Source organism: Streptomyces sp. DSM 15324, from assembly GCF_001514285.1.
In the GTDB taxonomy this organism is placed as follows: Bacteria; Actinomycetota; Actinomycetes; order Streptomycetales; family Streptomycetaceae; genus Streptomyces.
Genome location: NZ_KQ949025.1, coordinates 234,460 through 255,726, shown reverse-complemented (window position 1 = coordinate 255,726; position 21,267 = coordinate 234,460). Strand labels below are relative to the sequence as shown.

19 protein-coding genes are annotated in these 21,267 nt (G+C 68.4%); 15 read left to right on the top strand and 4 right to left on the bottom strand.

Annotation, left to right across the window (positions count from 1 at the left end):
- Positions 1-78: 78 nt before the first annotated feature.
- The 7 genes from typA (at position 79) to AQJ58_RS11400 (ending at position 8,889) form a co-directional block, all read left to right on the top strand.
- Positions 79-1,986, top strand: coding sequence for a translational GTPase TypA (gene typA / locus AQJ58_RS11430; protein WP_067248360.1), 1,908 nt, complete (start codon positions 79-81; stop codon positions 1,984-1,986).
- Between the two features lie 597 nt (positions 1,987-2,583).
- On the top strand, positions 2,584-4,209 hold the full coding sequence (locus AQJ58_RS11425; RefSeq protein WP_067248358.1) for a peptide ABC transporter substrate-binding protein: 1,626 nt from the start codon (positions 2,584-2,586) through the stop codon (positions 4,207-4,209).
- A 146-nt stretch (positions 4,210-4,355) separates the two neighbouring features.
- Positions 4,356-5,288, top strand: a complete 933-nt coding sequence (locus AQJ58_RS11420; RefSeq protein ID WP_067248355.1) for an ABC transporter permease — start codon at positions 4,356-4,358, stop codon at positions 5,286-5,288.
- Positions 5,281-6,228, top strand: coding sequence for an ABC transporter permease (locus AQJ58_RS11415; RefSeq protein ID WP_067248352.1), 948 nt, complete (start codon positions 5,281-5,283; stop codon positions 6,226-6,228). The genes AQJ58_RS11420 and AQJ58_RS11415 overlap by 8 nt, the downstream gene beginning before the upstream one ends.
- Positions 6,229-6,239: 11 nt before the next feature.
- Complete coding sequence (locus AQJ58_RS11410; RefSeq protein WP_067248349.1) at positions 6,240-7,292, top strand: ABC transporter ATP-binding protein; 1,053 nt, start codon at positions 6,240-6,242, stop codon at positions 7,290-7,292.
- Complete coding sequence (locus tag AQJ58_RS11405) at positions 7,285-8,430, top strand: ABC transporter ATP-binding protein (protein ID WP_067248347.1); 1,146 nt, start codon at positions 7,285-7,287, stop codon at positions 8,428-8,430. Before AQJ58_RS11410 ends, AQJ58_RS11405 begins: the two co-directional genes overlap by 8 nt.
- Positions 8,431-8,499: 69 nt before the next feature.
- Positions 8,500-8,889 carry a VOC family protein gene (locus tag AQJ58_RS11400; RefSeq protein WP_067248345.1) on the top strand — a complete coding sequence of 130 codons (390 nt, stop codon included), beginning with the start codon at positions 8,500-8,502 and terminating at the stop codon, positions 8,887-8,889.
- Between the two features lie 15 nt (positions 8,890-8,904).
- On the opposite strand, the gene AQJ58_RS11395 is transcribed toward AQJ58_RS11400, so the two are convergent.
- Positions 8,905-9,420: a hypothetical protein gene (locus AQJ58_RS11395; protein ID WP_234360022.1), complete on the bottom strand. Its 516-nt coding sequence runs from the start codon at positions 9,418-9,420 to the stop codon at positions 8,905-8,907.
- Between the two features lie 401 nt (positions 9,421-9,821).
- On the opposite strand from AQJ58_RS11395, the gene AQJ58_RS11390 reads away from it, so the two are divergent.
- The 6 genes from AQJ58_RS11390 (at position 9,822) to AQJ58_RS11365 (ending at position 15,864) form a co-directional block, all read left to right on the top strand.
- On the top strand, positions 9,822-10,088 hold the full coding sequence (locus AQJ58_RS11390) for a helix-turn-helix domain-containing protein (protein ID WP_067248342.1): 267 nt from the start codon (positions 9,822-9,824) through the stop codon (positions 10,086-10,088).
- A 221-nt stretch (positions 10,089-10,309) separates the two neighbouring features.
- Positions 10,310-11,932 (top strand): peptide ABC transporter substrate-binding protein, encoded by a 1,623-nt coding sequence (locus AQJ58_RS11385; RefSeq protein ID WP_067248339.1) that lies wholly within the window; start codon positions 10,310-10,312, stop codon positions 11,930-11,932.
- Positions 11,933-11,938: 6 nt separating this feature from the next.
- The gene (locus AQJ58_RS11380; protein ID WP_067248337.1) at positions 11,939-12,862 is read left to right on the top strand and encodes an ABC transporter permease; all 924 of its coding nucleotides are present in this window, start codon (positions 11,939-11,941) and stop codon (positions 12,860-12,862) included.
- Entirely contained in the window at positions 12,855-13,799 is a 945-nt protein-coding gene (locus tag AQJ58_RS11375; protein ID WP_067248335.1) for an ABC transporter permease, read from the top strand. Before AQJ58_RS11380 ends, AQJ58_RS11375 begins: the two co-directional genes overlap by 8 nt.
- A 6-nt stretch (positions 13,800-13,805) precedes the next feature.
- Positions 13,806-14,843: an ABC transporter ATP-binding protein gene (locus AQJ58_RS11370; protein ID WP_079078865.1), complete on the top strand. Its 1,038-nt coding sequence runs from the start codon at positions 13,806-13,808 to the stop codon at positions 14,841-14,843.
- On the top strand, positions 14,836-15,864 hold the full coding sequence (locus AQJ58_RS11365; RefSeq protein WP_067248332.1) for an ABC transporter ATP-binding protein: 1,029 nt from the start codon (positions 14,836-14,838) through the stop codon (positions 15,862-15,864). The genes AQJ58_RS11370 and AQJ58_RS11365 overlap by 8 nt, the downstream gene beginning before the upstream one ends.
- Positions 15,865-16,014: 150 nt before the next feature.
- Here the strand turns inward: AQJ58_RS11365 and AQJ58_RS11360 are convergent, their stop codons facing one another.
- Positions 16,015-18,171: a S9 family peptidase gene (locus AQJ58_RS11360; RefSeq protein WP_067248329.1), complete on the bottom strand. Its 2,157-nt coding sequence runs from the start codon at positions 18,169-18,171 to the stop codon at positions 16,015-16,017.
- 179 nt (positions 18,172-18,350) lie between these two features.
- Between AQJ58_RS11360 and AQJ58_RS11355 the strand changes: the two genes are divergently transcribed.
- Positions 18,351-18,545 (top strand): hypothetical protein, encoded by a 195-nt coding sequence (locus tag AQJ58_RS11355; protein WP_055635483.1) that lies wholly within the window; start codon positions 18,351-18,353, stop codon positions 18,543-18,545.
- A gap of 709 nt (positions 18,546-19,254) precedes the next feature.
- On the opposite strand, the gene AQJ58_RS11345 is transcribed toward AQJ58_RS11355, so the two are convergent.
- Both AQJ58_RS11345 and AQJ58_RS11340 read right to left on the bottom strand, forming a co-directional pair.
- Positions 19,255-19,437, bottom strand: a complete 183-nt coding sequence (locus AQJ58_RS11345; RefSeq protein ID WP_067248324.1) for a DUF397 domain-containing protein — start codon at positions 19,435-19,437, stop codon at positions 19,255-19,257.
- Complete coding sequence (locus AQJ58_RS11340) at positions 19,437-20,315, bottom strand: helix-turn-helix domain-containing protein (protein ID WP_067248321.1); 879 nt, start codon at positions 20,313-20,315, stop codon at positions 19,437-19,439. The genes AQJ58_RS11345 and AQJ58_RS11340 overlap by 1 nt, the downstream gene beginning before the upstream one ends.
- A 608-nt stretch (positions 20,316-20,923) precedes the next feature.
- On the opposite strand from AQJ58_RS11340, the gene AQJ58_RS11335 reads away from it, so the two are divergent.
- A complete protein-coding gene (locus AQJ58_RS11335; protein WP_067248319.1) occupies positions 20,924-21,205 on the top strand; it encodes a hypothetical protein in 282 nt (93 codons plus the stop codon).
- Positions 21,206-21,267 lie beyond the last annotated feature (62 nt).

Sequence of the window (21,267 nt, the reverse complement as noted above, 5' to 3'; positions counted from 1 at the left end):
CATGTCAAGCCCGGCAGGGCCCGCGTCACACAGACGTACACGACGGGCCTTCCTCACACTCCGGGAGAACGCCGCTTTATGGCCACGCGCCACGACATCCGCAACGTCGCCATCGTCGCCCACGTCGACCACGGCAAGACGACCCTCGTCGACGCCATGCTGAAGCAGGCCGGTGCCTTCGCGGCGCACGCGGCCGAATCGCTCGACGACCGAATGATGGACTCGAACGACCTGGAGCGTGAGAAGGGCATCACGATCCTGGCCAAGAACACGGCCGTGAAGTATCACCCGAAGGATGGCGGAGACGTCATCACCATCAACATCATCGACACCCCGGGCCACGCCGACTTCGGTGGCGAGGTCGAGCGCGGTCTGTCGATGGTGGACGCGGTGGTGCTGCTCGTCGACGCCTCCGAGGGCCCGCTGCCGCAGACCCGGTTCGTGCTGCGCAAGGCGCTCCAGCAGCGCCTGCCCGTCATCCTGTGCATCAACAAGACGGACCGCCCGGACTCGCGCATCGACGAGGTCGTCAACGAGACCTACGACCTCTTCCTCGACCTGGACGCCGACGAGGACCAGATCGAGTTCCCGATCGTCTACGCGTGCGCGCGGGACGGCGTGGCCTCGCTGACCAAGCCGGAGGACGGCACCGTCCCGGCCGACAGCGACAGCCTGGAGCCGTTCTTCTCCACGATCCTCTCCCACGTCCCGGCTCCGGAGTACGACGAGGCGGCCCCGCTCCAGGCGCACGTCACCAACCTGGACGCCGACAACTTCCTCGGCCGTATCGCGCTCCTCCGCGTCGAGCAGGGCGAGCTGCGCAAGGGCCAGACCGTCACCTGGATCAAGCGTGACGGCACGATGTCGAACGTGCGCATCACCGAGCTGCTGATGACCGAGGCGCTCACCCGCAAGCCCGCCGAGATGGCCGGCCCGGGCGACATCTGCGCCGTCGCCGGCATCTCGGACATCATGATCGGTGAGACCCTCGCCGACCCCGAGAACCCGATCCCGCTGCCGCTGATCACCGTCGACGAGCCGGCGATCTCGATGGTCATCGGTACGAACACCTCGCCGCTGGTCGGCCGGGGCGGTACCGGCAAGGGCGCCGACAACAAGGCCGCGGTCAAGGACCGCAAGGTCACCGCCCGCCAGGTCAAGGACCGCCTCGACCGCGAGCTGATCGGTAACGTCTCCCTCCGCGTGCTCGACACCGAGCGCCCGGACGCCTGGGAGGTCCAGGGCCGGGGTGAGCTGGCGCTCGCGATCCTGGTCGAGCAGATGCGCCGTGAGGGCTTCGAGCTGACCATCGGCAAGCCGCAGGTCGTCACCAAGGAGGTCGACGGCAAGACGTACGAGCCCGTCGAGCGCATGACGATCGACGTGCCCGAGGAGCACATGGGCGCGGTCACGCAGCTCATGGGCGTCCGCAAGGGCCGGATGGACAACATGTCCAACCACGGCTCGGGCTGGGTCCGCATGGAGTTCGTGGTGCCCTCCCGCGGTCTCATCGGCTTCCGTACCGAGTTCCTGACGCAGACCCGTGGCACGGGCATCGGGCACTCCATCCACGAGGGCCACGAGCCCTGGTTCGGCGCCCTGCAGACCCGGAACAACGGCTCGCTGGTCGCCGACCGCGCCGGTGCCGTCACCGCCTTCGCGATGACGAACCTCCAGGAGCGCGGCGTGCTGTTCACGGACCCCGGCACCGAGGTGTACGAGGGCATGATCGTCGGGGAGAACTCCCGCTCCGACGACATGGACGTCAACATCACCAAGGAGAAGAAGCTCACGAACATGCGGTCGTCGTCGGCCGACTCGTTCGAGGCCATCGTGCCGCCGCGCAAGCTCTCCCTGGAGCAGTCGCTGGAGTTCTGCCGTGACGACGAGTGCGTCGAGGTGACCCCGGAGGCCGTCCGCATCCGCAAGGTGGTCCTGGACGCCCGCGAGCGCGCCCGCACCGCGAGCCGCGCCAAGCACGCCTGACCCAGGCCGTAGCGAGTGAGCCAGGTCCCGCACCGCGGGACCTGGCTCACTTGTTGAACACAGTTTTTACTCCGAGGGGACATAGGGATAACCCTTTGATCGCGTGCGGAACCGCCCGCATGGGGCCCTTCGGTACTAGCCTCGGATGTGTGTGCAGTGTGCGCACGGCGGGTGCGGTGTCGGTGAACGACCTTGTGGGCATGGTCCGTTGCTCACGGTGAACATGCCAAGACGACCCCCGCACAGCGGCCACGTTAGCCGCAACTGGTTTTTCCCTCCCTTGCGTCCGGAATGCGGACACTCGTCGCCGATAGATGTGTAACAAGTCCGTTTCGCAGGGATCTTCCCTCTATCCCTTTGTCCGGATTTTGGAAGATCTAGCCGCCAGGTGTGATCGAACCGAGACCTTGCCGGTGTGGTTCGGCATTCGCTGATGGCAGATAGTTAGGCGCGTAGAGCTCGGAGGACGGGTCAGGCGCCGACAGGCGGCGCAGGCTCGCGAGCGCTGGGGGCACCGACCATTTTCAGGCGCCGGAAACGGTGTTGTGTCGTGTGCTGCCCTGTGCAGTGAACCAATGGATTCTTGAGGAGGAACCCATGCGCGGTGCGAGGAGTGCCAAGTGGGTCGCGATAGCCGCGGTTGTGGCACTGGGAGCGACCGCCTGTGGTGGTGGCGACGGCGACAGCAAGGGCGACAGCAAGGCCGCCATCGACCCGAACGGCACGTTCACGGTCGAGTCCGGTGAGCCGCAGAACCCGCTGCAGCCGGCGAACACGATGGAGTCCTACGGCAGCATCGTGATCAACTCGCTGTTCACCGGTCTGGTCGACTACGACGAGAGCGGCAAGATCGTCTACATGAACGCCGAGTCGATCGACAGCAAGGACAGCAAGACCTGGACGGTCAAGCTGAAGCCGGGCTGGAAGTTCCACGACGGCACCCCGGTCACCGCCGAGTCCTACGTCAAGGCCTGGAACTGGGCCGCCAGCCCGGCCAACAAGCAGACCAACAGCTTCTGGTTCTCCGACATCGCGGGCTACGACAAGGTCGCGCCGGAGAAGGGCAAGGCCACGGCCACCGAGCTGTCCGGCCTGAAGGTCGTCGACGACAACACCTTCACCATCCAGCTGACCACGGCGATTCCGTACTACGAGTACAAGCTCGGCTACCAGGCCTTCTCGCCGCTGCCCGAGTCCTTCTACAAGGACCCGAAGGCCGCCGGTGAGAAGCCGGTCGGCAACGGCCCGTACCAGTTCGTGAGCTGGGACCACAAGAAGGCCATCACGGTCAAGAAGTTCGCCGGTTACCAGGGCTCGAACGCGGCCAAGAACGGCGGCGTGGTCTTCAAGAACTACTCCACCCCGGAGACCGCGTACGAGGACCTGAAGTCCGGCAACCTCGACGTCATCACCCAGGTCGCCCCGAAGGACCTGCCGGTCTACAAGCAGGACCTCGGCGACCGCGCGGTCGACCAGGCGTACTCCGCCATCCAGATGATCACCCCCGCCTTCTACAGCAAGCAGTGGAAGGACATCAACCCGAAGGTCCTCCAGGGCCTGTCGATGGCGATCGACCGCGCCACCATCACCAAGACCGTGCTCCAGGGCACCCGTGAGCCGGCCACCGGCTGGGTCGCCAAGGGAGTCCTCGGCTACGAGCCCAACGTCGCGGGTGACGTCACCAAGTACGACCCGACGAAGGCCAAGCAGCTCATCAAGGAGGGTGGCGGCGTTCCCGGCAACGCGATCACCATCCAGTACAACACCGACGGCGGTCACAAGGAGTGGGTGGAGGCGGTCTGCAACTCCATCACCAACGCCACCGGTGTGAAGTGCGGCACCGACCCGAAGGCCGACTTCCAGGCCGACCTCGACGCGCGTGACGCGAAGGAGGTCAAGTCCCTGTACCGCTCGGGCTGGGTGCTGGACTACCCGGTGAACGCCAACTTCCTCCGTGACCTGTACGGCACCAAGTCGTCCGGCAACCAGAGCGGCTTCTCCAACAAGAAGATCGACGAGGAGATCGCCGCAGCCGACAGCGCCGCCACGCTGGACGAGTCGGTGAAGGGCTACCAGCAGGTCGAGAAGGACCTCGTCAACTACATGCCGAGCATTCCGCTCTGGTACTACAAGGTCAACGCGGGCTACTCGGAGAAGGTCTCCGGAGTCAAGTTCGGCCAGGACGGGGACCCCATCCTGACCGGTGTCCAGGTCAAGAAGTAACCGCAGACAGCCCGTTGGCCGGGGCGCGCACAGCGTGCCCCGGCCGCGACGGCAGCGGCCGGGGGGCCCTTTCCACACGTATCGCCGGGGCGGTACGCGGGGAAAGGGCCCGCCTGCTGCCGCTGTGACTTTTTTATGGAGGCACGATGGGGCGCTACGTCGCACGACGACTGCTCCAGATGATCCCGGTCTTCATCGGGACCACATTGCTCATCTTCCTCATGGTCTACGCCCTGCCCGGCGACCCCGTCCGCGGGCTGTTCGGCGACAAGGGCGGAAGCCCTCAGGTCATCGCCGCGCTGAGACACCAGTACGGCCTGGACCAGCCGATCCTGGTCCAGTACTGGGACTACATGAAGGGCATCATCCTGCATGCCGACTTCGGCACGCAGATCGCCAGTGGCCGGCCCGTCACCGACGTGCTCGGTGACGCGTTCCCGGTGACCCTGCGCCTCGGCGGCTTCGCCTTCGTCATCGAGCTCGTCCTCGGCATCGGCCTCGGCATCTTCGCCGGCCTGCGTGCCGGACGCGCCGCCGACACCTCGGTCCTGATGGTCACGCTGCTGCTGATCTCGGTCCCGGTGTTCGTCCTCGGCTTCATCCTCAAGTGGATCTTCGCCGACGAGCTGCAGTGGCTGGAACCGAACGTCAACGACCCGACGAACTACGGTGAGCTGCTGATGCCCGCGATTGTGCTGGCCACGGCGTCACTGGCCTATGTGTCCCGGCTGACCCGTACGTCGATCGCGGAGAACATGCGCGCCGACTACGTCCGCACGGCCATCGCCAAGGGCCTGCCTCGCCGCCGGGTGGTCGGCGTCCACCTCATGCGCAACTCGCTGATCCCGGTCGTCACCTACCTCGGCACCGACATCGGCGCCCTGCTCGGCGGCGCCGTCGTCACCGAGGGCATCTTCAACATCCAGGGCATCGGCGGCACGATCTACCAGTCGATCGTCCGCCGGGAAGGCACCACCCTCGTGGGCCTGGTGACCATCCTCGTCCTCGTCTATCTCGTCGCCAGCCTCCTTGTCGACCTGCTCTACGCGGTCCTTGACCCGAGGATTCGCTATGCCTGACATGACCAAATCCGACACCACCGCCGCCGCGCCGGACGCGGTCGAGGCCGCCGCGCCCGCCCCGCAGCCGGTCAAGGCCGAGAAGACGCGCAGCCTGTGGGGCGATGCCTGGGAGGACCTGCGCCGCAACAAGATCTTCCTGATCTCCGCGGTGCTGATCCTGCTGCTGCTGACGATCACCTTCTTCCCCGGCTGGTTCACCAGCGCCAACCCGGCCTACGGCGACCTGTCCAAGCACTACCTGCAGAAGCCGCAGCTCGGGAAGCTCTTCTCGCCCGAGTGGCTGGGCTACGACCAGCAGGGCCGCAGCGTCTACGCCCGGCTCATCTACGGCGCCCGGGCCTCCATCGCCGTCGGTTTCGGCACCACGATCGTCGTGACGGTCGCGGGCGGTCTCATCGGCATGATCGCCGGCTACTTCGGCGGGATCGTCGACTCGATCCTGTCCCGGCTCGTGGACGTGTTCTTCGGCATCCCGTTCCTGCTGGGCACCATGGTCGTCCTCAACTCCTTCCCGGAGCGCACGGCCTGGGTCGTCATCGGCGCCCTCGGCTTCTTCGGCTGGACCCAGCTGGCCCGAGTGATGCGCGGTGCGGTGATCACCACCAAGCAGTCCGACTACGTCCAGGCGGCCAAGGCGCTGGGCGCGAGCACCCCGCGCATCCTGTTCCGGCACATCCTGCCGAACACCCTGGCCCCGGTGATCGTCGTCGCGACCATCTCGCTCGGTGTCTACATCGGCTCCGAGGCCACGCTGTCCTTCCTGGGCCTCGGCCTGAACGGCGTCTCCTGGGGCAACGACATCTCCGACGGCGGCAACCAGATCCGAGTGGCACAGTGGATCATGCTGTACCCCTCGATCATGCTCACCATCACGGTGCTGGCGTTCATCATGCTCGGTGAAGCGGTACGCAACGCCCTTGACCCGAAGACGCGCTGAGGGAGGCGTACGTGACCATCATCGAAGAAACCGCACCGGTGCCGGCGCCCCGCGAGGGCGACGACGGGCCGCTGCTGGAAGTGCGTGACCTGCACGTCGAGTTCGTCACCCGCGAGGGTGTCGTCCAGGCCGTCAACGGCGTCAACTACAGCGTGAAGGCCGGCGAGACCCTCGCCGTCCTCGGCGAGTCCGGCTCCGGCAAGTCCGTGACCGCGCAGGCGATCATGGGCATCCTCGACATGCCGCCGGCCCGGATCCCGCAGGGCGAGATCCTCTTCCGCGGCCAGGACATGCTGAAGATGTCCGCCGAGGAGCGCCGGCGCATCCGCGGCCGGCGGATCGCCATGATCTTCCAGGACGCGCTCAGCTCGCTCAACCCGGTGCTCTCCGTCGGCTACCAGCTCGGCGAGATGTTCCGGGTGCACCAGGGCCTCTCCAAGAAGGAGGCCAGGACCAAGTCGATCGAGCTGATGGACAAGGTCAAGATCCCCGCCGCCGCAGCCCGGGTGGACGACTACCCGCACCAGTTCTCCGGCGGTATGCGCCAGCGCATCATGATCGCGATGGCGCTGGCCCTGGAGCCGGACCTGATCATCGCCGACGAGCCCACCACGGCCCTCGACGTGACGGTCCAGGCCCAGGTCATGGATCTGCTCGCCGAGCTCCAGCGCGAGTACAACATGGGTCTGATCCTGATCACCCACGACCTCGGCGTGGTCGCCGACGTCGCGGACAAGATCGCCGTGATGTACGCGGGCCGGATCGTGGAGCGCGCCCCCGTGCACGAGCTGTACAAGCGCCCCGCGCACCCCTACACCCGCGGTCTGCTGGACTCGATCCCGCGCCTGGACCAGAAGGGCCAGGAGCTGTACGCGATCAAGGGACTGCCGCCCAACCTGCTGCGGATCCCCTCCGGCTGCGCCTTCAACCCGCGCTGCCCCAAGGCGCAGGACATCTGCCGCACGGAGATCCCGGCCCTGGTGCCGGTGACCGAACAGGACGGCGGCGAACTGGTCGGCCGGGCTTCGGCGTGCCACTTCTGGAAGGAGACGATCCATGGCTGAGCTCAGCAAGAACGACGGGCAGGAGAGCACGCCGAACGTCTCCGAGGTGGAGACCGCCGACGTCCACAGTGAGTCGGAGGCGGTCGCCGCGATCGAGGCGCCCGTCGACCGCGGTGAGCCCATCCTCCAGGTGCGCAACCTGGTGAAGCACTTCCCGCTCACCCAGGGCATCCTGTTCAAGAAGCAGATCGGCGCGGTCAAGGCCGTCGACGGGGTCTCCTTCGACCTGTACCAGGGCGAGACCCTGGGCATCGTGGGCGAGTCCGGCTGCGGCAAGTCCACCGTCGCCAAGCTGCTGATGAACCTGGAGCGGGCCACCGCCGGCGAGATCTTCTACAAGGGCCAGGACATCACCAAGCTGTCCGGGCGCGCCCTGAAGGCGGTCCGCCGCAACATCCAGATGGTGTTCCAGGACCCGTACACCTCGCTCAACCCGAGGATGACGGTCGGCGACATCATCGGCGAGCCCTTCGACATCCACCCCGAGGTGGCCCCGAAGGGTGACCGGCGCCGCAAGGTCCAGGAGCTCCTGGACGTCGTGGGTCTGAACCCGGAGTACATCAACCGCTACCCGCACCAGTTCTCGGGCGGTCAGCGCCAGCGCATCGGCATCGCCCGCGGCCTGGCCCTCAACCCCGAGGTCATCATCTGCGACGAGCCGGTCTCCGCGCTGGACGTGTCCGTCCAGGCCCAGGTCATCAACCTGATGGAGCGACTGCAGGACGAGTTCAACCTCTCCTACATCTTCATCGCGCACGACCTGTCGATCGTCCGGCACATCTCGGACCGCGTCGGTGTGATGTACCTCGGCAAGATCGCCGAGATCGGCTCCGACGAGCAGATCTACGACCACCCGACGCACCCCTACACCCAGGCGCTGCTGTCGGCGGTCCCGGTCCCGGACCCGGAGGCCCGTGAGGGCCGCGAGCGGATCATCCTCACCGGTGACGTCCCCTCGCCCGCGAACCCGCCGTCCGGCTGCCGCTTCCGCACCCGGTGCTGGAAGGCGCAGGACAAGTGCGCGACCGAGGTCCCGGTGCTCGCCGTACCGGAGCGCTTCCGGGGCGAGGACACCCCGGCGGCCCATGAGTCGGCCTGCCACTTCGCCGAGGAGAAGGACGTCGTGCACGCGGCGTGAGCGACCCGCGAAAGCCCGGCACCTCGCGCAGAGATGCCGGGCTTTCGCGCTCACCGGAGAAAAGGACCGATGCTTCACCACATCGAGCTGTGGGTCCCCGACCTGGGCAGGGCGGTGGACGAATGGGGCTGGCTGCTCGGCCGGCTCGGCTGCACGCCGTACCAGGAGTGGGACCGCGGCCGCAGTTGGCGCCACGGCACGCTCTACCTCGTGGTCGAGGAGTCCCCGGCGGTGCGCACGGGCACGGGCCACGACCGCCTGCGTCCCGGCCTCAACCACCTGGCGTTCCACGCCGGAACCCGGGCGCAGGTCGACGCGCTGGCGCAGGAGGGCCCGGCCCACGGCTGGACCCCGCTCTTCGCGGACCGCTACCCGCACGCGGGCGGCCCGGACCACTACGCGGCCTACCTGGAGAACACGGACGGCTTCGAGGCCGAGCTGGTGGCGAACGGCCCCTGAACCGCCCTCAGTTCCCTACTTCCACTCCAGGCCCCAGACGTTGGCGTCCGCCTTCACCGGGGCCACGAACCACTTCGACCACTTCTTGTTCTCGTGGTACTTGCAGTGGCCGTCGTAGTAGTACGAGTACTTCGTGGCCTTGAACTTCTTGGACTCGTGGAACATCGTCATGCGGACCTTGGTCTTGCCCGCCTTGTTCTTCGCCGGGATCGCGTAGCTCCAGCTGTTCGACTTCGTCCAGGACTTGCCGACGGTCACGCTGAACGACGTGCTCGCCTTGGCGAAGATGACCCCGGCCTCGGCCTCCACACCGGCGGTGCCGCTGGCGCTCACCGTGGCGGTCCTGGTGTGGTTGTAGGTGAGGGTGCCGCCGAGGTTGTCGTACATCCACTCGCTGTGCAGGTTGGTCGGCTTGCTCACGGTCGACTTGTTGGTGATGTGGTAGCCCGTCCCGGGGCTCGGGGCACACGAGGCGGAGGCCGGGGCGGCCACGCCGGTCACGATGCCGCCGGCCACGACGGCCGTGCTCACGAGGGCACTTGAGATTCTCAGCACGAACGATTCCCCCTTCAGGAACGCTGCGCTCACCGGGAGCGCGCCGTCAGACTGGCTGTGCCCGGACAAGCCTGCAAACAGATTGCGGGGCGCCGCGACACGCCCATGCACCGCAGGGCATTGACAGTCCCGGCCGCCACCGGGCAAAGGGTGCACACGGGGAGTCGTCGCAGGTCGGAGCGGGCCGAATTGGCTGTCTCCGTACCGAAGGTCGGTATCGCATCGCCGGTATGAAGTGAGCAGCGTCTCACCGCACGGCCTCATGTGCTTTGCGGTATGAAAGGCGCCCTCAAGACTTCCCCAAGCCAGGAACCGCACGCGGCGCGCCCCGAGTCCTGATCATTGGTCAGACACAAACGGGGAGTGACGCATTGTTGGTGGCAGCGGAACGCAGAGCCGGTGACGTCGGGCGGCCCTTCGGGGCGGCGGTGCGGGCCCGGCGGCTGGAGCTGGGGCTCACCCAGGAACGCCTGGCGAACGAGGCGGGCATGACGCAGGGCGCGCTCTCGCGCATGGAGTGCGGTCACGGGGTGCCGACCCTGCCGCTGCTGGAGCGGCTGGCGGCGGCCCTGTCGTCGAACCTGCTGATCTCCATGTCACCGCACGGCGGCGTCCACGTGGTCTTCAAGGCCGTGCCGCGCTAGGCACGCCCACGTCAGGCACGCCCACGTCAGGCACCCCGACGCCAGGCACCCCCATGCCGGCCCCCGAACGGCTCAGCCGAGCCGTCCGGGGTCCTCCTTCTGACGCCCCTTCGCACCCGTACGGGTGGGGTGAACATGCACGGAAGCGACCATGTGCCGATATTGGCTGGTAAAGGATCAAGGCACTCCTGGGTCCGGCGCCAGTCAAGAGGAGGCACTCCATGCGAGGAGCCACGCAAGCCAGGTGGGCCGTGTGCGCGGCGGCGGCCCTGCTGGCGACGGCGGCCTGCGGCGGCGGAAGCAGCGGCGGAGACACGAGCGAGGTCCTCACCTCGTCCTGGGGCGACCCGCAGAACCCGCTGGAGCCCGCCAACACCAACGAGGTGCAGGGCGGCAAGGTCCTCGACATGATCTTCCGCGGCCTGAAGCGGTACGACCCCGTGACCGCCCAGGCGCAGAACATGCTGGCGCAGAGCATCGAGACACCGGACTCGCAGAACTTCACGGTCACCCTGAAGGACGGCTGGACGTTCAGCGACGGCGAGAAGGTGACCGCCCGCTCGTTCGTCGACGCCTGGAACTACGGGGCGAGCCTGAAGAACGCGCAGAAGGCCGCCGAGTTCTTCAAGTACATCGAGGGGTACGACCGGATCCACCCGGCGACGGGGAAACAGAGCGCCGACACCCTGTCCGGACTGAAGGTCGTCGACGACCGCACCTTCACCGTGCGCCTCAGCCAGAAGTTCTCGTCCTTCCCCGACACCCTCGGCTACGCCGTCTTCTCCCCGCTGCCCCGGGCGTTCTTCGACGACCACGAGGCCTGGCTGAGGAAACCCGTCGGCAACGGGCCCTACACGATCACCTCGTACACCCGGGGCGCCCAGATGAACCTGGTCCGCCGCGCCGACTACCCCGGCCCGGACAGGGCGCGCAACGGCGGGGTCACCCTGAAGGTCTACACCGACCCCAACACCGCCTACACCGACCTGCTGGCCGGCAACCTCGACCTCACCGACGACGTGCCCGCCGCCCAGCTGGGGAACGCCCCGGGCGACCTCGGCGGCCGCTACCTCAACCAGCCCGCCGGGATCATCCAGACGATCGCCTTCCCCTACTACGACAAGGAGTGGGCGAAGCCCGGCATGGACAAGGTCCGCAAGGGGCTGTCCATGGCCATCGACCGCGACCGGATCACCAGGACGATCTACCGGAGCACCCGCGTCCCGGCGACGGACTGGACCTCACCGGTCCTCGGGATCAAGGGCGGCGACAGCAAGGGGCTGTGCGGCGAGTGGTGCACCTACGACCCGGCCCGGGCCAAGGAGCTGATCCAGCAGGGCGGGGGACTGCCCGGCGGGCAGGTGCGGATCACGTACAACGCGGACGCCGGCTCCCACAAGCAGTGGGTGGACGCCGTCTGCAACTCCATCAACAACGTCCTCGGCGACGACCGGGCCTGCGCCGGCAGCCCCATCGGCACCTTCGCGGACTACCGCGACAAGACCACCCGGCAGAAGCTGAGCGGACCCTTCCGGGCCGGCTGGCAGATGGACTACCCGCTCATCCAGAACTTCCTTCAGCCGCTCTACTACACCAACGCCCCCTCCAACGACGGCAAGTGGTCCAACAAGGAGTTCGACCGGCTCGTCGACCGGGCCAACGCCGAGACCGACCCGGCCAAGGCCGTGGCGCTGTTCCAGCAGGCCGAGGGGGTCGTCCGGGACGACATGGCCGCCATCCCGCTGTGGTACCAGAACGGCACGGGCGGCTACGGGGAACGCCTCTCCGACGTCCGGCTCAACCCGTTCTCCGTCCCGGTCTACACCGACATCAAGGTGGGCTGACCCGCCATGGGGCGGTACGTCGTACGGCGCCTGCTGCAGATGGTGCCCGTGTTCCTCGGCGCGACCCTGCTGATCTTCCTCATGGTGAACGTGATGGGCGACCCCGTCGCGGGCCTGTGCGGCGAACGGCAGTGCGACGCGGCGACGACCGCGCAGCTCAAGCAGGAGTTCGGTCTCGACCGGCCGGTCTGGCAGCAGTACCTGACCTACATGGGGAACGTCTTCACCGGGGACTTCGGCACGGCGTTCAACGGCCAGCCGGTCACCGAGCTGATGGCGACGGCCTTCCCCGTCACCGCGCGCCTCACGCTGGTCGCGATCCTCTTCGAGATCGTCATCGGGATCACCCTCGGGGTCGTCACCGGGATGCGCCGGGGCCGCCCCGTCGACACCGGCGTCCTGCTGGCCACCCTCGTGGTGATCTCCGTGCCCACCTTCGTCACCGGTCTGCTGCTCCAGCTGCTGCTCGGCGTCGAGTGGGGCTGGATCAGGCCGTCCGTCTCCCCGGACGCCGCCTTCGGTGAACTCCTCGTACCCGGCCTGGTCCTGGCCTCGGTCTCGCTGGCGTACGTCACCCGGCTGACCCGGACCTCGATCGCCGAGAACCGGCGCTCCGACTACGTCCGCACCGCCGTCGCCAAGGGGCTGCCGCGCCGGCGGGTCGTCACCCGGCACCTGCTGCGCAACTCCCTCATCCCCGTGGTCACCTTCATCGGCGCGGACATCGGCTTCCTGATGGGCGGCGCCATCGTCACCGAGCGGATCTTCAACATCCACGGCGTCGGCTACCAGCTCTACCAGGGCATCCTCCGCCAGAACACCCAGACGGTCGTCGGCTTCGTCACCGTGCTCGTGCTGGTCTTCCTGGTCACCAATCTGCTCGTCGACCTCCTGTACGCCGTACTCGACCCGAGGATCCGCTATGCCTGAACTGGAGCCGGAGGGCGAGATCGTGGCGCCGGGGCTGACCGTGGGGGAGCCGCTGCCCCTGGAGCAGGCACCGGTCGCCGGGACCACGGGCAGACCCCGCTCCCTGTGGTCCGACGCCTGGCGCGACCTGCGCCGCAACCCGGTCTTCCTGGCGTCCTCACTGATCATCCTCTTCCTGCTGTTCATCTCCCTGTGGCCCTCGGCCATCACCTGGGAGAGCCCCCTGAAGTGCGACCTCGCCCACGCGCAGGAGGGTTCGGGACCGGGCCACCCCTTCGGTTACGACGGCCAGGGCTGCGACGTCTACACCCGCACGGTCTACGGCGCCCGTACGTCCGTCATGGTCGGCGTCCTCGCCACCCTCGGGGTCGCCGTCCTCGGCAGCGTCCTCGGCGGCCTGGCCGGCTTCTTCGGCGGCGCCGGGGACGCGGTCCTCTCCCGCGTCACGGACGTGTTCTTCGCGATCCCCGTGGTCCTCGGCGGGCTGGTGCTGCTCTCCGTGGTCACCGGCGACACCGTCTGGCCGGTCATCGGCTTCATGGTGCTGCTCGGCTGGCCCCAGATCTCCCGGATCGCCCGCGGCTCGGTGATCACGGCGAAACAGCACGACTACGTCCAGGCGGCCCGCGCGCTCGGCGCCTCCTCCTCCCGCATCCTCCTGCGCCACATCGCCCCGAACGCGGTGGCCCCCGTGATCGTCGTCGCGACCATCGCCCTGGGCACGTACATCGCCCTGGAAGCGACCCTGTCCTACCTCGGCGTCGGCCTGAAGCCGCCCACGGTCTCCTGGGGCATCGACATCTCCGCCGCCTCCCCCTACGTCCGCAACGCCCCCCACGCCCTGCTGTGGCCCTCCGGCGCCCTCGCCCTGACGGTCCTGGCGTTCATCATGCTCGGCGACGCGATCCGCGACGCCCTCGACCCGAAACTGAGGTGACCGGCGATGCCGCTGGACGCAGGGGAAGCAGGGGAGGCGCAGTTCGCGGAGCCGTACTCCCGGGGGGAGGCGCTGCTCGACGTACGGGATCTGCGGGTGGAGTTCCGCACCCGGGACGGCGTCGCGCGGGCCGTCAACGGGGTCAGCTGGACCGTGCGGGCCGGTGAGACGCTCGCGGTGCTCGGGGAGTCCGGATCGGGCAAGTCGGTGACCGCGCAGGCGGTGATGGGGATCCTCGACGTGCCGCCCGGCCGGATCACCGGCGGCCAGGTGCTGTTCAAGGGCCGGGACCTGCTCACGATGAAGGAGGACGAGCGCCGCAGGATCCGCGGCGCCGAGATGGCGATGATCTTCCAGGACGCGCTGTCCTCCCTGAACCCGGTCCTCCCCGTCGGCGACCAGCTCGGCGAGATGTTCGTCGTCCACCGCGCCATGTCGAGGAAGGACGCGCGGGCCAGGGCCGTGGAGCTGATGGACCGCGTCCGCATCCCGGCCGCGCGGCAGCGGGTCGGCGACTACCCGCACCAGTTCTCCGGCGGTATGCGCCAACGCATCATGATCGCGATGGCGCTCGCCCTCGAACCGGCCCTGATCATCGCCGACGAGCCCACCACCGCCCTCGACGTCACCGTCCAGGCCCAGGTCATGGACCTGCTCGCCGAACTGCGGCGCGAGTACCGCATGGGCCTCGTCCTCATCACCCACGACCTCGGCGTGGTGGCCGACGTCGCCGACCGCATCGCCGTGATGTACGCGGGCCGGATCGTCGAGTCGGCCCCCGTCCACGACCTCTACAAGGCCCCGGCCCACCCGTACACCCGGGGGCTTCTCGACTCCATCCCCCGCCTCGACCGCAAGGGCCACGCACTCCACGCCATCCAGGGCCTGCCGCCGAACCTCATGGACATCCCGCCCGGCTGCGCCTTCCACCCCCGCTGCCCTGCGGCCCGGGACGCCTGCCGGAGCGACGTACCGCCGCTGCACCCGGTGGCCGAGGACCGCGGCAGCGCCTGCCACTTCTGGAGGGAGTGCCTGCATGGCTGAGCCGATCCTCCACGTGAGCGGGCTGTACAAGCACTACCCGCTCACCCGGGGCGTCCTGTTCAAGAAGCGGGTCGGCTCGGTGAAGGCCGTCGACGGCGTCGACTTCGCGCTCGGCAGGGGCGAGACCCTCGGGATCGTCGGCGAGTCCGGCTGCGGCAAGTCCACGGTCGCCAAGCTGCTGGTCAGCCTGGAGCGCCCGACGCGCGGCCGGATCCACTACAAGGGCGAGGACATCACCCGGCTCTCCGGGCGCGCCCTGAAGGCGGTCCGCCGCAACATCCAGATGGTGTTCCAGGACCCGTACACCTCCCTCAACCCCAGGATGACGGTCGGTGACATCGTCGGGGAGCCCTACGAGATCCACCCCGAGGCCGCCCCCAAGGGCGACCGGCGCCGCCGGGTGCGGGAACTGCTCGACGTGGTCGGCCTCAACCCGGAGCACATCAACCGCTACCCCCACCAGTTCTCCGGCGGCCAGCGCCAGCGCATCGGCATCGCCCGCGGCCTCGCCCTGCGCCCCGAGGTGATCGTCGCCGACGAACCGGTGTCCGCGCTGGACGTCTCGGTGCAGGCCCAGGTCGTCAACCTCCTCGGCCGCCTCCAGAGCGAGTTCGCGCTGTCGTACCTCTTCATCGCCCACGACCTGTCGGTGGTCCGGCACATCTCGGACCGGGTCGGGGTGATGTACCTCGGCCGGATCGTGGAGATCGGCTCCGACGAGCAGATCTACGGCCGTCCGACGCACCCGTACACCCAGGCGCTGCTCTCCGCGGTCCCGGTGCCGGACCCCGGGGCGCGCAGCCGGCGGGAGCGGATCATCCTCACCGGAGACGTGCCGTCCCCGACGGACGTGCCGTCCGGCTGCCGCTTCCGCACCCGCTGCTGGAAGGCGCGCGAGCGGTGCGCCCAGGAGGTGCCGGTGCTCGCCGTCCCGGAGCCCTTGCAGGACCTGGGCGGGCCCGCAGCGCACCCCTCCGCCTGCCACTTCGCGGGAGTCGATCACTCCAACGACGGCACATAACCGCACATTTGTACCGTAACTGCGTTAACACGCAGGCAACTTGGCTGACCCGATTCCGATATACGGACGCGTCAGTCTGAACAGCGTACGGCCGTGCGGGTGCCGTAAACGGGCCGGGATGCGCCATGTCATCCCGGCCCGTTGCCTTGCCTAGGCCGTCTCCCCCGGGTGGGGCGCGAGCCCCAGCGAGCGCTTCAGGAAGTCCACCTGGAGCAGCAGCAGGTTCTCCGCGACCTGCTCCTGCGGGGTCATGTGCGTGACGCCGGACAGCGGCAGCACCTCGTGCGGCCGCCCCGCCGCGAGCAGGGCCGAGGACAGCCGCAGGGAGTGCGCGACGACCACGTTGTCGTCGGCGAGGCCGTGCACGATCATCAGCGGCCGGTGCGGCTCGGCGGGCGCGGACAGCCCGTCGTCGGTGACGAGAGAACTCCGCGTGTACGCCTCGGCGTTCGCGGCCGGGTCGCCGAGGTAGCGCTCGGTGTAGTGGGTGTCGTACAGCCGCCAGTCGGTGACCGGGGCGCCGGCGACGCCCGCGTGGAAGACGTCCGGGCGGCGCAGCACCGCGAGAGCGGCCAGCCAGCCGCCGTAGGACCAGCCGCGGATCGCCACCCGGGTCAGGTCCAGGGGGTACCTCTTCGCGAGGTCCTGGAGGGCCTCGATCTGGTCGTCGAGACTGACGGTGAGGTCGTGGTGGATCGCCTTCTCCCAGGCGGGGGAGCGGCCCGGGGTGCCCCGGCCGTCGGCGACGACCACCGCGAAGCCCTGGTCGGCGAACCACTGCGAGGTCAGATGCGCGTTGTGGGCGGCGAGGACCCGGGGGCCGTGGGGGCCGCCGTAGGGGTCGAGGAGGACGGGCAGCAGGGGTGCGGAGGGTGGTGAGGTGTCGCCGGGGTAGTCGGCAGGCATGAGCACGGCGCACGGGATCCGTCGTGCGCCCCCTTCGGTGAGGACCACGCGCGGGGACAGACCGGGATCTTCGGCATACGACCGGACGGTCGCCGTCTGCTTCCCGTCCCGCAGGATGCGCGCCACGCTCCCGGGCCGGTCGAGCGCCGCGGACACCAGCACGGTCACGCCCCCGGCGCGCACGGCGGAGTGCACGCCGGGCTCCTGCGAGACGCGCTCCACCCCGAGTTCGCTGACCCGGTAGACATGCACCTCGCCGGTCTCCGGGCTCTCCGCCTCCGTGCCGGCCGACGCCGAGATCAGCACCTCGTCGTCCGTGACGTCCAGCACCGCCCGGACATGCAACTGCGCTCCGGTCAGCGGACGTTCGCCGACCGCGAGGACCCGGGCGCCGCCCTCGTCGGCGATCCGTACCAACCGCCCGGAAGGGCTCCAGCACGGCACCCCAGGGAAAAGATCCAGCCAAATCGGATCTTCGTCGGCGTGCACCATCCGCGTGGCCCCGGACTCCGTGTCCACCGCCAGATACACCTGGCTGCGCTGATCGCGCGCCTGGACGAGAAGCAGCGGCGCACCCGCCCCTGACCAGTGCACTCGCGCCAGATAGGGGTACCGCGCCCGGTCCCAGACGACCTCGGTCCGCACCCCGTCCAGGTCGAACACGAACAGCCGGACCTCCGCGTTGGCCGTCCCAGCAGCTGGATACGGCACGTGTTGTGGGTCACGTTTCGGCTGCGCGGGGTCCGAGATCCACCACCGCTCCACCGGCGTGTCGTCCACCCGCGCCACCAGCAGCCGGTCCGACTCCGGAGCCCACCAGAAGCCCCGGGAACGCGCCATTTCCTCCGCCGCGACGAACTCGGCCAATCCATAGGAAACCGTGCCCGATTCGGGCTCCGCGACCGCCCGGTCGTCCTCGCCCTCGGCGCTCACCACCCGCAGCGCGCCCCCCGCGACATACGCGACGAGCCGCCCGTCGGGGGACGGACGGGGATCGACCACCGGCCCCGGCACCCGGATCTCGCGCGCCGTCCCCGCCCTCAGCTCGGCCGTGAAAAGCCGCCCGGACAACGAGAACGCGGCCAGTTCCACGGCCTCGTCGGTGGCGTAGCCGACGATCCCGGCACCGCCTTCACGACTGCGCTCCCGGCGTGCCCGTTCCTCGGCGGAGAGGTCCTCCGCGGCGCCCCCGAGAAGCCCCCGGGGATCGGCGGCCGGCCGCTCCGCACCATCAGCGGGATCGAGCACCCACAGGGCGCCCGCGCGATCGGTACCGGAGCCGGAGCGCAGGAACACCACCCGGGAGCCATCGGGGGCCACCGTGAACGAACGCGGCGCGCCGAGGGTGAAACGCTGGGTGCGCGCGTGCCGGCGGGGGAAGGAGTCGGACTCGGTCGTCATCCCACGACCATATTGGCCATGCGCCCCCTTGTGCGGCTGTGCGCCGCGAGATGCACACGTACTCGTAGTTATGATCACTAGCGCACTGTGGGTATGAACCTGCTGGCAGTTGTATGGATTTACAAGTTCCCTCGTTCTGTTCTGCCCCCACGTTCCCGGGTTCTTGGAGGTGAGCCGCCGTGGCACTCTCGATTTCGGCGGTGGTGCTGCTGGCGATCATCGTCTTCTTGTTGATCAAGAAGTCAGGACTGAAGGGCGGTCATGCGGTCGTCTGCATGCTGCTCGGCTTCTACCTCGCCTCCTCGACGATGGCGGGGACGATCAACGATCTGACGACGAGCGTGGCGAGCATGATCGGCAGCATCAAGTTCTGACGCGTGCCGTCGCGGGGGCTCCGGTGGGCGGTTGACCGGAGCTCGGCCTTCGCTGCCATGAACCGCGCCTTCCCCGCATCCGGATCCGTAAGCCGGGGCGCGTGAACGGACACGACGCTGACGATCGCCTGCGGAAGCGGGCGAAGGCCTCGCCCAACTTCGGGCGTCGCTACGGCCAGCAGCTGCTCTTCGCCCTCCCTGGCTCGCCGGTAGCGGCCTCCCGCCGGAGGCGATCGCCGAGGAGATCGTCCGCGACGCCCTGCGCGAAGCCGTCAAGCAGATCGCGCTCGCCCGGCTTCCCGAGTTCGATCGTGACCTGGGCGAAGCCTTCGATCAGGCCATCCAGCTCTCCTCCGTCACCCCGATGCGGCTGTTCTTGGAGAAGGTGGGCGACGCTCGTGGCCGTCGAGCGCCACCCTGAGCAGGCTCGCAGGATGCGCGAGGCCGAGCGGACCATCACTGACCCCAGTGCTTCAGAAGGTGCCTTCCGACAGGCCCAAGCCACTGTCACCCGCGTACTCGACACGGCATCCGAAGAGGCCGGAGTCATCCAGTGGTGAACGAACGCGAAGAGGCCAGGAGGACGACGCCACGGGGTGGGCCTGGGAGTACGACCCGGACGCCGAGTGGGTGGTTGGCGGGATGAAGGCCGCGGACCGGGAGGCGGTCGCCCCGCGGCGGCGCCCACTGTGTCCATGCGGCGGGCGGGTCAGCCTTCGGACGCGTACGGCACGAAGTCGGCCCAGGCCTCCGGCGAGAGCTGGAGGCGGGGGCCGGCGGTGTGCTTGGAGTCGCGGACGTGGACGGTGTCGGGGGTGTTGGCGATCTCGACGCAGTCGCTCGGGTTGCTGCTGTCGCTGTAGCTGCTCTTGAACCACACCAGGTCCTGCATCAGGTTTCTCCCACCAGTGTCTCGACGAAGGCCAATGACTCCCTTGCGGTCAGAGCCTCGGCCCGGATGATGCCATAGCGCAGTTCAAGGATCCTGAGCTGCCTCGGGTCGTGAACGGGGCGGCCGTTGAACTCATCGTCCATGCGCCCGACCGCCGTGCCATCCTCGAACTTCAGCACCTGGATACGCCCTCCCGTCCCAGGGTGGTCCCAGCGGTCCGTCGGCATCACCTGAATCTCGACGTTTCGCAGTTGCCCCACATGCAGGAGGTGTTCGAGCTGCGTGCGCCACACCATCTTGCCTCCGACCGGACGTCTCAGGGTCGTCTCTTCCAGGACGAAGCTGAGTTCGGGAGCGGGTGAACGATCGAAGATCGCCTTTCGGGCCATGCGTGCCGCTACTGCCTGCTCCAGATCTACCTCCGGGGGCACGGGGCGCCGAGTCCCCATCAACGCCCATGCGTAGTCCTTTGTCTGCAGGAGTCCGTGCAGGTTGTGGTTGCCGTACGAGAGCAGTTCGACGGCCTTCGCCTCCATCTCCGCCAGATCCCGAACCTTCTTCGGATACCGGACCTTCTCCACGTCCTCCTTCATCGCGGAGAGCAGCCCACCGGCCCCGAGCACCTCGTCCGCCCTGTCCAGGAACTCCGGCCGAGGGATACGCTTCCCGCTCTCCAGCTCGTAGATCATGTCCTCGCCGTACCCGACGGCTTCACCGAACTTGCCCGCCCGCATACCCACGGACTCCCGCCGCAGCTTCAGCTGTCGTCCGATCGTGGCGACGATCGCGAGGCCCCACTCGTCGTCGGGATCCACCTCCCAACCGGGCTCGTCCGCCTCGCTCTTGAGTCGCACCGCTTCCCCGCCCACCTTCGGCATACCGCACCCCTCCGTCGCTCACCGTAAGCAATCGCTTCGTTACTCTTCACGGTAGGCAAGTGCCGCGACTCAGCGTGATGTGATCCACGAAACCGGCTCTGCTGAAGGTTTCCTGTCGGATTGGCTCTGATTCCCGTGGCCAAAACGCTTGTGCACCGTTGAACACTGCGAGTACGGACGAGGCGCCTGTCTGCTGCGGGCGGGAGGAGCAGGCCGCCGGGCTGACGCGAAGGCTGCACGCGTCTGCGATCCGCCCGGGGGGAGCGGTTTCTGCCGCTCGTCGGCGCGTCCGGGTAGCGGAAAGTCCTCGCTGGTCAGGGCCAGGGTGTTGCCCCGGCTGCGCGAACGTCGCCGGACTGTCGTACTGGCTTTCGCTCGGGGCGCCGACCTGATGGGTGCGCTCGCGGGCGCACTGTCTTCGGCGTGCACTCATCTTTCTCCCGCCCATGGCCCGCGTCACTCGCAGGAGTGAACATCGCCAACTGGGCTGCCCTTGGCGGACGTTGCCTGACCTACTCTCGGCGCAACGGACCCGTACAAATGCGACGGCCTTCGCCGGGGCGGCAATCCCCCACGAACGCCCCGACAGTGTTGAGGAGAAGGCCTGGATGGATGGGCAGGACGGCACCTTCGGCTTCACGGTGATCGGCGATCACCTCGCCCAGCACCCGGGACTGTCCCTCGTGGCGATCGGGATCGGCGTCCGCCTCCAGTCGATGCCGGCGGGAACTCCGGTCGACGTCGAAACCCTGAGCGCCCGTTTCCCCGACGACGCGACCGATACCGCCGCCGCCCTGACTGAGCTGGAGGTCCACGGCTTCCTCCGCCGTGAGAGCGAACGTACTCCGGACGGTCGCACTGTCACCCACGTGGTCTTCTGCCACCAGTAGGGCCCGCAGCCCTGAACCGTCGACTGAAGGCCTCCGCCTCGGTCGGGGGCTCTCAGGAGAAC